10 protein-coding genes are annotated in these 11,326 nt (G+C 40.0%); 8 read left to right on the top strand and 2 right to left on the bottom strand.

Going from position 1 to position 11,326, the window contains the following annotated elements; genetic code table 11:
* Window positions 1-280: 280 nt before the first annotated feature.
* Entirely contained in the window at window positions 281-2,335 is a 2,055-nt protein-coding gene (locus FNW02_RS20940; protein ID WP_191759433.1) for an elongation factor G, read from the bottom strand.
* 280 nt (window positions 2,336-2,615) lie between these two features.
* On the opposite strand from FNW02_RS20940, the gene FNW02_RS20935 reads away from it, so the two are divergent.
* The 8 genes from FNW02_RS20935 to pstB all read left to right on the top strand — a co-directional run bounded on the left by FNW02_RS20935 (window position 2,616) and on the right by pstB (window position 10,418).
* The gene (locus FNW02_RS20935) at window positions 2,616-3,548 is read left to right on the top strand and encodes a tetratricopeptide repeat protein (RefSeq protein ID WP_191759432.1); all 933 of its coding nucleotides are present in this window, start codon (window positions 2,616-2,618) and stop codon (window positions 3,546-3,548) included.
* An 89-nt stretch (window positions 3,549-3,637) separates the two neighbouring features.
* Window positions 3,638-4,186 carry a phosphate-starvation-inducible PsiE family protein gene (locus FNW02_RS20930; RefSeq protein ID WP_191759431.1) on the top strand — a complete coding sequence of 183 codons (549 nt, stop codon included), beginning with the start codon at window positions 3,638-3,640 and terminating at the stop codon, window positions 4,184-4,186.
* Window positions 4,187-4,474: 288 nt separating this feature from the next.
* Window positions 4,475-4,720, top strand: a complete 246-nt coding sequence (locus FNW02_RS20925) for a hypothetical protein (RefSeq protein ID WP_191759430.1) — start codon at window positions 4,475-4,477, stop codon at window positions 4,718-4,720.
* Window positions 4,721-5,482: 762 nt separating this feature from the next.
* Window positions 5,483-6,556: a sulfate ABC transporter substrate-binding protein gene (locus FNW02_RS20920; RefSeq protein WP_225225798.1), complete on the top strand. Its 1,074-nt coding sequence runs from the start codon at window positions 5,483-5,485 to the stop codon at window positions 6,554-6,556.
* Between the two features lie 85 nt (window positions 6,557-6,641).
* Window positions 6,642-7,643, top strand: coding sequence for a PstS family phosphate ABC transporter substrate-binding protein (locus FNW02_RS20915; protein WP_191759428.1), 1,002 nt, complete (start codon window positions 6,642-6,644; stop codon window positions 7,641-7,643).
* A 49-nt stretch (window positions 7,644-7,692) separates the two neighbouring features.
* The gene (pstC, locus tag FNW02_RS20910) at window positions 7,693-8,634 is read left to right on the top strand and encodes a phosphate ABC transporter permease subunit PstC (RefSeq protein WP_191759427.1); all 942 of its coding nucleotides are present in this window, start codon (window positions 7,693-7,695) and stop codon (window positions 8,632-8,634) included.
* Window positions 8,635-8,639: 5 nt separating this feature from the next.
* Complete coding sequence (gene pstA, locus FNW02_RS20905) at window positions 8,640-9,539, top strand: phosphate ABC transporter permease PstA (protein ID WP_191759426.1); 900 nt, start codon at window positions 8,640-8,642, stop codon at window positions 9,537-9,539.
* Window positions 9,540-9,590: 51 nt separating this feature from the next.
* Complete coding sequence (gene pstB, locus FNW02_RS20900) at window positions 9,591-10,418, top strand: phosphate ABC transporter ATP-binding protein PstB (RefSeq protein ID WP_191759425.1); 828 nt, start codon at window positions 9,591-9,593, stop codon at window positions 10,416-10,418.
* Between the two features lie 57 nt (window positions 10,419-10,475).
* On the opposite strand, the gene FNW02_RS20895 is transcribed toward pstB, so the two are convergent.
* A complete protein-coding gene (locus FNW02_RS20895) occupies window positions 10,476-11,324 on the bottom strand; it encodes an Rpn family recombination-promoting nuclease/putative transposase (RefSeq protein WP_191759424.1) in 849 nt (282 codons plus the stop codon).
* Window positions 11,325-11,326: the final 2 nt, after the last annotated feature.

Raw genomic sequence — 11,326 nt, 5'->3', positions numbered from 1 at the left:
TACGGGAAATTGAGTGTTTGAGCTTAAGTTGACACGTATGGGCATTACCGTGCCCCTACCAACGTATTTGTATCATTTTTAAAGTTAAATGGTATTAAGGTCTATTAACGATACTAAATCGCGGTGTCTTTAACGAAAAAATTCAGTTGATTAGACTTCTTGCAAAATCCGAATGAAATTAAAAATAACCACAGATAAACACGGATATTTATCTGTATTTATCTGTGTTTAAATTTAAAAAATCTTGACTTATGCAAAAGGTATACTCTAGATACCAGAATTATTTATTGCCGTTGCCGTTGCCATTACCGTTATTGTGAAGGACACGTTCAGCAAGTTTTTCCGGTACTTCCTGGAGATGATCGTATTCCCAATGGAAAGAACCAACACCAAGAGTAAGCGATCGCAACTCTACAATAAAGTTTTGCATCTCTGCTTGCGGCAAGTATGCAGATACATTATCCCAGCCTTGCCAATCGTTTTTACCCTCATAACCCAAAATCTGTCCGCGTCTACCGCTCAGTAGTTGCAACACTTTGGAGGTAAATTCACTAGGGGTTGTCACCTCAATTCGCAAAATCGGTTCTAGAAGGGTAGGTTGGGCTTGGGGTATCCCCGTTTGCATCGCTAGACGAGCTGCTTGCTTAAACGCTTGCTCAGAACTATCGACGCTGTGATATGAACCATTGGTTAGAGTTACCGCTACATCTACTATTGGGAAACCCAAAGGCCCATGTGACAGAAACTCTCGCACGCCCATTTCCACCCCAGGAATATACTGTCTAGGAACTACACCGCCCACAATGGTTTCATTGAAGTTAAATCCTGTACCACGGGGTAAGGGCTTAATGTCGAGAAAAACATCACCAAACTGTCCGTGACCACCGCTTTGGTGCTTGTAGCGCCCATGAACCGCAGCCACCGTTTTACGGATAGTTTCTTTGTAAGGCACTTGCGGCAAGTGGGTTGTCATCGGTAGGTTATATTTGCGGCGTAGTCTATCTAAGGCGACTTGCAGATGAATTTCGCCTTGTCCCCAAAGGATCACTTCGTGAGTATCGCCATGTTGCTCCCAAGCAAGTGAGCAGTCTTCTTCCAACAGCTTGGTGATGGCACTGCTCAGTTTAACTTCATCGTTGCGCTTTTCAGGTGTAATAGCCAGAGCATACACGGGTTCTAATTTTTCAGCTTTGGGTAATTCTATAGCCAACTGCTGATCTGTAGAGATTGTATCCCCTGTCTTAATTCCCTCTAAACGGCTCAATGCGACAATTTCACCAGCACTAATTTCATTAACTGATTGCTGTTGTTGTCCCATGAGGCGATAAATTCCACCAGTGCGAATGCCATTGAGGACAATACCATCAGTTAATTTTCCCTGCCAAACACGCACCAGGGATAGTTTGCCACCTTGAGGAGTATAGTAAGTTTTTAGTACCTGGGCTAAAGGAGAAGTTGTTTTGCTTGTGAAGTTTTTTAAGCGACGTTCTGCTGTGGTTTCTGGTTCGGGAGCTTCTCTTAACAAAGCTTCTATTAGAGGTCTAACACCATAATCTTGTTCTGCCACACCAAAGAAAACGGGCACTACTAAATCTGCCCCTAATTCTAGTTTCAAGTCTTTGAGGATTTCCTCTTGGGGTGGCTCAATGTCTTCTAAAAGTTCTTCTAGTAAGTGGTCATCAAAATTTGCCAGGGCTTCAAGCATTTCTGCCCGTGCTATATGTTCTTCTTCTTTTAAACTTTCGGGAAAGGGGATGGGGTCAGCAGGTGCGCCTGGATGATATTGATATGCCTGTTCGCTCACCATGTCGATAAAGCCGGTGAGCTGCTCCCCATTCATGATGGGATATTGGTGCGCTACTAAAGGACGGCTGGATACTGCTTTGAGAGCGTGCAATGTTTCTAAGACGTGAATATTTGCCCGATCCATTTTATTAACAAAGACGATGTGGGGAATTTCCCAATCGTCTAAGAATTTAAATAAAGGGGCTAAGGTGAGGACTCGTTCGCGGATGGGTTCACAAACTACAATTGCTGCATCGACTCCCATTAAAGCATTGTATGTTTCTTGGGCAAATTCCACGCTTCCCGGACAGTCAATAAAGGTAAAGCGAGTGTCGTTATACTCTGTGCTAGCGGCACTTACTTCTACACTCATTTGGCGATCGCGTGATTCGGCGGCACTGTCTCCGACTGTGTTACCATCCTTGACATTGCCTTTGCGCGTAATCGCCCCTGTGACAAATAACAAGCTTTCTAGTAAAGTGGTTTTTCCACTTAAATAAGGCCCAACAATTGCAACATTCCGCGAACCCGATTTTACTTTTTCGTTCATAAAACCTCCCTTGCGGCAAGTCACTCTAACCGCATGATTCTGTTGATTTCAGGGATAAAAAATGGTTCTCTGGAGTCAAAATTACCCCTTCTTTAATTTGTTATTATCCTCCCTTTAATCAAAAGCTAAAAAAATTGTAGTCTCTTGTAAGGTTTAGCTTAAGAAAAGTTAAGTATCACAAAATTTAATGCCAAATTAAAAAGTTTTGTAAGAGACTTCATCTGTAACAAAACTTTATGTGAAGTAAAACTAATTAAAAGTGTTGCAAGTCAAAAAATCAATGGGATCATCATTCTCTAAATATCGCATAGCAACAGTGGCGAGTTTAATTTTGCTGGGAGAAAGCATCCTCTTTTCCTCTGCCTCCCCTGCTCCCCCTGCCTCCCCTGCTCTCCCTCTGCTTGCACAAGCAGGTGGTCAAACTGCCACAGACTGGTTAAAGCAAGGCTTACAGGCAATTCAGGCGGGAAAGGTACAAGATGCGATCGCTGCCTTTAAACAAGCAACTCAATTAGATCCAAATTTGGCAGCAGCCCACTATAATTTAGGGCTAGCACTGCGGCAAGTGGGACAATTACAACCCTCTGCTGATGCGTTTTATCGGGCAACGCAAGCTGATCCCAAATTTGCTCCAGCTTTTGCCAATTTAGGTGGAGCATTGTTAGAAGGGAATAATTTACAGTTAGCAAATGATTACTTGCAGCGAGCATTAGAACTTGATCCCAAATTGGGTTTTGCTCACTATAACTTGGGGTTGGTAAGAGAGCAGCAACGAGATTGCAATCGGGCGATCGCATCTTTTAAAAAGGCAATGGAATATAGCAAAAATGCCCCGGAGCCTGCCTACCATATCGGCATGTGTTATCTTCAACAAAGCAAACTAGACAAAGCAAAAGATGCCTTTCGTCAGGCAGTCAAAATTAATCCAAAATATTCAGAAGCTCACTACAATCTTGGTTCAATTTGGTTTAACCAAGGCAAATTACAAGAAGCTTTGGCAGCTTTTAGAAAATCAGCCGAAGCTAACTCCAACTACCCCAATGCCTATCACGGTGCAGGGTTAGTTTTTATGCAGTTACAGCAATATGGGGATGCAGCCCAAGTATTGCAATTTGCTAGAGATTTATACAACGCTCAAGGTAATTCCCAGTGGGCAAAAAATGCCGAACAATTGTTGCAACAAGCACAAAATTTAAATTACCAACCTCGCTGAGGCGCGATCGCTTAACATTGCGTAATATAAGATTATTGGGTTGACTCGCTGGTGTGGTGTGAACTAGTCCCGATTGGAATAAAATCTACATGCAAAAGCGCCTCAAGAGTCGATTTTTATTTTGCGATCGCTGGCTTGATCGGCAATCAATTGTTCGCAACATGGAGGCTTTCCAAGACTTAATTGTGATCGTCCTGTGTTTGGGTTTGTTTGCCGTCATGCTCATACAGTTGTGGGGGATACTTATCGCCCTAACGCAGCCGCTAGATTATAAACATGTGACCGCAAAAATACTATTTGTGTTGATTTTAGTTGAGTTATTTCGATTACTAATGGTCTACTTGCAAGAACATAGTATTTCTGTTGGTGTAGCAGTTGAAGTCACAATTGTCTCTGTACTACGGGAAGTAGTTGTTCATGGAGTGATGGAAATTTCTTCAGTTCAGACCGCAGCAATTTGTGGTTTATTGTTGATTCTGGGTGGGCTGTTAGTAGTGTGTGCTAAGACGCCACATATGGATTGCATAAGTGCTAATACTAAGTTTTGCCCGATTGTCTATGAAGACCGTAGAGAACTGCAAAACGATCTAGAATTCCATTATTCACGTCACCGTGATGAGAATCAACCTCGTGTATGAATGTTAGTAAAATATTGCACTTCATCACGAATTAAATTTAGAAAATCTCTGCGTCTCTCTGCATTTGAAAAAGCGATAATTGTACCCAAAATCGTCTTGTACGCTTTGATTTGGCACTGCTTCAGCAGACTTGATGTATCAACAGGTGACGATTGCTAATCTAACAGTAGTACTTAACGCACCTTTACAAGATTCTTCTGGCGTATTGAACTATACTCTTTTAGGGAGATGAATCACCCTTTTAAGATGAGTAAAAATTAATTGGAAATCTTAAAAGAGGATCTACCAATGGCTAATAATACAGGTAACGGACAGTCTCAACAGCCCATTAGCAACCTAGAGTACGATTTTATCACCGTGTTGCACAACAAGGCTGAAGCAGTTAAAGCTTACGATACTTACATTCAAGATGCACAGCAAGTTGGTTCCCAACCTTGTGTAGAGTTGTTCCAAAAATTACGCCAATCTGATATTGAGCAAGCACAAGAGATTCGCCACCATCTGCAAGAAGTAATGCAGCACGGCAAGATGTAACCTAAGTATTTACAGCCGTTTTCAATTGAATAGACTACACGCGTAGGGGCACATATATTGTTTGTGCCCCTACAATGATCTGTATTCCAGATCATCAGAACTTCGGTGGCTGCTCAGGCTTTGGGAGCGTTTTGTGATAATCGCTCTCCATTTAGATAGACAAAGAACAAAGGGGCAATGTTCACAACAAGCCGCTACGAATGTGTCTACGCACTTTAATACAACAAAAAGTATTTTATTAAGAAATTTATTCTTTTAGTTTTGTTGACTTTTGCTTATAGGTGCAGAGAAGCCCAAAAGCTTATATTACAAGGCTTATAAAACTTTATATTACTCAAAATTACAGATGTTAAAAATCAAAAAGCCTAAACATAACTGATAAAGGCTTGATTTCTCATAACTAGATATGCAATACTCTATTTCACAAACATCGGTAAATCAATCAAATTACTGGAGTTAAGTTTATTTAGATAATACTGCATAAAAAATTATCTATCTAAGTGTTTCGGATAGCTAAAATAATACTTTTTGGTTGAGACTAGCACCACCTGAGAAATGGTGAGATATCTAAGTATTAAATATTACTAACCCAAGGAGCTTAGTGTAAAAGAATATTACATAAAGCTCTCCTTGATTTTAGTAAAACTCTATACATTTTCAATGTTAAGGGATAGCTTTTATTGTCATCTGTGCTAATTTTTACCCTTAAAAAATTATTTAGTTAGGGAAATGCAAGCTTATATCATCAAATTTCTACAAACAATGCAACTTTTATACCAACGCATAATTAGAATTTGGTTGAAGAAACGCCGTGTGCAAGGCTTTGTGAGTCTATTGCTAATAGGCACTGTTTTAAGTATAGCGATCGCCTCTTGCTCTGGAGGTGTTTCAGCGAACAAGGCTGACGTCAAGCTTAAGCTTGTCTCCTTCTCCGTCACCAAAGCAGCTCATGATCAGATAATTCCCAAATTTGTCGAAAAGTGGAAGCAAGAACATAATCAAAACGTCACGTTTGAACAGAGTTATGGGGGTTCTGGCGCTCAAACGGCTGCTGTAATTGCTGGCTCGCAAGAAGCAGACATAGTACATTTGGCCCTTCCTTTAGATGTCAACAAAATTCAGCAAGCAGGTTTGATTAAATCAGGTTGGGAAATCAAAGCTCCGAGAAGTGGTATTGTTAGCAGATCCGTAGCTGCGATCGTCACTCGCGAAGGTAATCCTAAAGGCATTAATACTTGGGAAGATTTGGCAAAAGACGGCGTGACATTGATTGCAGCTAACCCGAAAACTTCTGGTATTGCTATCTGGGAATTCTTGGCTTTTTGGGGTTCGGTAACTCTTACAGGAGGTGACGAAGCGACAGCATTAGATTATGTCACTAAAGTTTATCAAAACACCTCTGTGCTGATAAAAGATGCCCGTGAGGCTAGTGATTTATTTTTTCAAAAAGGTCAAGGAGATGTCTTAATTAACTACGAAAATGAAATAATTTTGGCAGAAAAGAATGGGCCAAAATTACCATATAGCGTACCAAAAATTAATATTTCCATTGATAACCCTGTAACAGTAGTTGATAAAAACGTTGATAAGCACGGTACAAGAGAAGTTGCACAAGCATTCGTTGATTTCCTTTACTCAACAGAAGCCCAACGCGAATTTGCTAAATTACAATATCGTCCTGTTAACCCTACAGTTACTCAAGAAGTAGTATCAAAATACCCTAAAATAGAAACTTTATTCACATCTCAAGACTTAGGTGGCTGGGATAATATCCAAAAAAAGTTTTTTGGAGATGGGGCAATTTTTGACAAAGTGCAAGCTGCTAAAAAAGCATGATATCTATTTTTGTCATGCAGCATTCTCTACTTGCGTATAGCCAAGCATAAGAAATTCTCAATCACTTTATCATAATTGATGATTTATGAGCTTTCATAGTCGATTTAAGAATAGCTTTTTCCTCACATCTTTAATGCTTATTGCCAGCAGTATCAGTGGTTGTAACGGCGGACAAGAATTGAAAAGTCAGGTGAGTATTGACGGTGCGGCTGTAGGTTTTCCTGTTTCTTTAGCAGTCGCAGAAGAATATGGGAGGGTTAAACCTGAAGCTAAAGTTAGCGTTGCTTCAAGTGGTACTGGTGGTGGTATTAGTAAGTTTTGTGCTGGCGATATTGATATTGTTGGTGCTTCTCGTACCATTAGAGATGAAGAAATCAAAAAATGTAAAAGCAAGAACATTGAATTTGTCGAGTTGCCTATAGCTTTAGACGGTATCGCCGTGATTGCCAACCGTCAAAATAACTTCGCAAAATGTCTAACTATTAAGGAATTGGGCAAGATTTGGGGCGCTAAATCAGATGGCAAAATTTTGACTTGGAATCAAGTGAATCCCAAATTCCCTAATCAAGCACTGAAGTTATATGCTCCGGCTTCTGATACTGGAACATTTGATTATATGACTCAAGCTGTTACTGGTAAAGCCAAGAATGGTCGTACAGATTACAGTCCCAGTCACAATCAAAACCTTCTGGTACAAGGGGTTTCAGGTGATGCCTCAGCTTTAGGTTATGTAGGGATATCTTACTACATTCAAAACCAAGATAAACTCAATCTAGTTGCTGTAGAAAGCCCCAAAGGCAAGTGTGAAAAACCAGTTCCGGTAGATAATGTAATTAAAAATATCTATACACCTTTGTCTCGTCCACTCTTCATATATGTCAGTAAAAAATCTTTAGATAGTAAGCCAGCAGTCAAAGAATTTGTAGACTTTTATCTAGAAAATTCTTGGAAGTGGGTAGATAGCGTGGGTTATGTAGCATTACCTGATGAAGCTTATGTCAAGGTAAAACAAAAATTGGCTACTGGTGAAACGGGTACAAAATTTAAAAAAGCAAAACCAGGTGAGCCAATCACCAACTTTATTTAAATAAAGTCCCAGTCCTTATAGTGTCAATGTAGCCAAAACTTAATTGTTTATGCAAAATACAAATTTTTCAGACAATCCTTATCTACAATCTAGACAGTCATTAGATAAAAATGCATCTGAAGATATTTCAGAAAAGATTATTGCAGTGATTTTATTTGCTTGTGCTTTAGTTTCGGTTTTGACTACCTTTGGTATTGTTGTAATTATCTTTCAGGAAGCATTCGGTTTTTTCCAAGAAGTTTCGTTTGCTGAATTCTTTCTTGATACTAAGTGGACACCTCTATTTGCAGATAGACATTTTGGTGTTTGGCCTTTGATAGCTGGCACTTTTTTAACTACAGCTATTGCTATGGTAGTTGCTATTCCTTTGGGTTTGTGTTCTGCAATTTATTTAAGTGAGTATGCTCAACCCAAAGTAGCAGCAATTTTACGTCCAGCAGTGGAACTTTTGGCAGGGATACCCACGGTAGTATACGGTTACTTTGCGCTGCTGTTTATCACGCCATTGTTACGAAATTTTGTCACTCTGGAAATATTTAACGCTTTAAGTGCAGGGTTAATGATGGGAGTAATGATTACTCCGACTGTGGGTTCCATCAGCTTAGATGCTATTCGAGCAGTTCCACGTTCTTTGCGAGAAGGAGCTTACGCTTTAGGTATCACTAAGCTGGAAAGCATTTTTAAAGTAGTTCTCCCAGCAGCGCTTTCTGGAATTATAGCCTCGATTATTTTGGGTATTTCTCGCGCTGTGGGTGAAACTATGACTGTCCTTATCGCCGCAGGTCAACAGCCAAAACTAACTATTAACTTTGCGGAATCAGTAGAAACAATGACAGCTTACATGGCGCAAATTTCTGGTGGGGATAGTCCGCGTGGTAGTCTCAATTTCCAGACTTTATATGCTGTGGGTGCTCTTTTATTTCTAATTACCCTGGCTTTGAATATTGGTAGTTACTGGATTGCTAATCGCTTTAAAGAAAAGTACGAGTAATAGGCATGACGACAAGTTATCAACAAGATGATTCTTTGGATTTAGCGGCAGAATTTACTGATAATGTTGATCAAAGAGAAAGTTTAGGAAAAGTATTTGAAATAATTTTTTTGTTGGGGTTGCTAGTTGGTTTATTTGTCCTAGCGTTGCTACTTTTTGATATTTTTCGAGATGGACTAGCCAGATTTTTAACACCCGGCTTTTTAACAGAAACCCCTTCTCGTTTTCCTGACCAAGGTGGCATCCGTCCTGCTATTGTCAGCAGTATCCTTTTAGGAATTATTGTTATTTTAGTCACTGTACCCATTGGTGTCGGAGCAGCTTTATATCTAGAAGAGTATGCACCTAAAGCTTGGTGGACAGCGATTATTGAGATTAATATCAGCAATTTGGCGGGTGTGCCTTCTATTGTCTACGGGTTGCTAGGTTTAGGAGTTTTCAATTATTTGCTTGGGTTTGGCCCCGCTTTAATTTCTGGAGCATTGACTTTATCTTTACTGTCTTTACCAGTAATTATTGTGACGGCCAGAGAAGCAATTCGTGCCGTCCCAGATTCCTTAAGAAATGCTTCCTACGGATTAGGCGTCACCAAATGGCGAACTATCAGCAATCATGTTATACCCTATGCTGTTCCTGGTATTTTAACAGGGGTAATTATCTCTGTATCCCGTGCCATTGGTGATGCAGCATCTCTAATTGTTGTAGGTGCTGTGGGTTTTCTGACGTTTAACCCTGGTTTGTTCCAGAGATTTATGGCATTACCCATTCAAATTTACAGTTACATCACTCGTCCTGAACCAGGTTTTGCTAATGCAGCAGCAGCCACAATTATAGCTTTGTTACTCTTGATTTTAGTTTTAAATGGTGTAGCAATTTATATCCGACAACGCTTTTCAATCCGTTAGGTAACTGACTAAATAATTGGATACATTCTCGTTTATTAGGAGATACGCAAAATGACTTATAGCAACAGTAGAAGTCAACGAGATAGTGCCACAATAGACCAAGATAATGCCGTATTTAATGTTGAAGGTGTGAAAGTATACTATGGCGGATTTTTGGCACTTATAGATGTTTATTTGAAGATTCCTGACAAACAAATTATTGCTTTTATTGGGCCTTCAGGATGTGGTAAAAGTACTTTATTGCGTTGCTTCAATCGCATGAATGATTTAATCCCTGGAGCTAAGGTAGAGGGTAGGTTGAATTACCGCGATCGCAATATTTACGACCCTAAGATCAATTCTGTAAAATTACGACGCCAAGTCGGAATGGTTTTTCAAAGACCGAATCCTTTCCCCAAGTCAATATACGAAAATATTTCCTTTGGGCCGCGTGCTAACGGTTATAAAGGTAACGTTGATGAATTGGTAGAAGATTCCCTGAGACGCGCCGCCATCTGGGATGAAGTCAAGGACAAACTCAAAGAAAAGGGTACTGCATTATCTGGTGGACAACAGCAACGACTTTGCATTGCCCGCGCGATCGCTATGAAGCCAGATGTATTATTGATGGATGAACCATGTTCTGCTCTCGACCCAATTTCTAGCCGTCAAGTAGAAGAACTCTGCTTAGAACTCAAGCAGCAATACACCATCATTATGGTGACTCACAATATGCAACAAGCTTCCAGAATTGCAGATTTTACGGCTTTCTTTAATACAGAAATTGATGAGCATAGCAAACGTCGCGGAAAATTAGTCGAGTTCAATCCTACAGCCCAAATGTTCAGTTCTCCTCAAACTAAAGAAGCTGAGGACTATATCAGTGGACGCTTCGGTTAAGCAATATACTGCACAGTATTCCCAAAAGATAAAGCGCAAGACATAAGCAGTTGAGAATCAGCCAGACTGATTTTCAACTGCTTGCTGCACTCGCTCTATGGTCAAATCGAGAGCTACTGCTACTTGTTCAACACTTAATCCCAGTGCCAATAACCGGGGTATAGATTCTAACTTAGCTTGGAGCTTACCTTCTTCTAAACCTTGTTGTCTACCTTGCTGTCTACCTTGCTGTCTACCTTCCTCCAATCCGTCTTCTTTGATTGACTGATACATTCTGCTCTTTTTGAATTCATCGTCTATGCCTAACATTTGAGCCAACTCCTCTCGGCTTAGCCGGGTGAATTTGTATAAAAGGATGGTTTCTATCAATTCTATAATTTGCTTCCTGGTTGTTTCATCTACCAGTTGTTGCTTTGCCTGCAAAATCAATTCTCTACCTCTCTCAACAGCTGTCTCTTCTCTTTCGATAATTAATTTAACAATTGCCACTTGAAGTGAGTTCTCTGCTGTATCTAATTCATCTAAATAAATGCACTGTACTTGCGGACTGTTTAGCAGCAAACGATATGGTAGTTTGTCTTCTGGATCTAAATTCCTTTGAGGATAGATAACCACAGCACGCCAAAAATTAACAGATTCGTTTTGACGCAGGTAAAGAAAGATTTCAGCAAACAAGCGTCTATAAAAAGTCAAGTCTAGTTGAAACTGAACTTCAACAAAGTACAACGGTTGGTTTGTCGTTTCATCTCTTGGAATGAACACTCCATCAATGCGAAAGGCAGTGTCTTTTAGCTCAACAGAAACAAATTCATAGGCGTTGGTATTGACAGTTTTGTCACCAACTATTTCAAAAAATATGCTAGGGAAAGCTTGAAATATGCTATAGAATATTTTGTCAGTTTGCACCT

Source organism: Komarekiella delphini-convector SJRDD-AB1 (assembly GCF_014831675.1).
GTDB lineage: Bacteria > Cyanobacteriota > Cyanobacteriia > Cyanobacteriales > Nostocaceae > Komarekiella.
Note: the sequence above shows the minus strand (reverse complement) of the source record. Positions and strands in the feature narration are given on the sequence as shown.

Excerpts from the sequence above, each read along its gene's own strand:
- pstC (WP_191759427.1), top strand. The coding sequence starts at position 7,693 with ATGCAAAATACAAATTTTTCAGACAATCCTTATCTACAATCTAGACAG.
- FNW02_RS20940 (WP_191759433.1), bottom strand. The coding sequence starts at position 2,335 with ATGAACGAAAAAGTAAAATCGGGTTCGCGGAATGTTGCAATTGTTGGG.
- FNW02_RS20925 (WP_191759430.1), top strand. The coding sequence starts at position 4,475 with ATGGCTAATAATACAGGTAACGGACAGTCTCAACAGCCCATTAGCAAC.
- pstA (WP_191759426.1), top strand. The coding sequence starts at position 8,640 with ATGACGACAAGTTATCAACAAGATGATTCTTTGGATTTAGCGGCAGAA.
- FNW02_RS20935 (WP_191759432.1), top strand. The coding sequence starts at position 2,616 with ATGGGATCATCATTCTCTAAATATCGCATAGCAACAGTGGCGAGTTTA.
- FNW02_RS20915 (WP_191759428.1), top strand. The coding sequence starts at position 6,642 with ATGAGCTTTCATAGTCGATTTAAGAATAGCTTTTTCCTCACATCTTTA.
- pstB (WP_191759425.1), top strand. The coding sequence starts at position 9,591 with ATGACTTATAGCAACAGTAGAAGTCAACGAGATAGTGCCACAATAGAC.
- FNW02_RS20930 (WP_191759431.1), top strand. The coding sequence starts at position 3,638 with ATGCAAAAGCGCCTCAAGAGTCGATTTTTATTTTGCGATCGCTGGCTT.
- FNW02_RS20920 (WP_225225798.1), top strand. The coding sequence starts at position 5,483 with ATGCAACTTTTATACCAACGCATAATTAGAATTTGGTTGAAGAAACGC.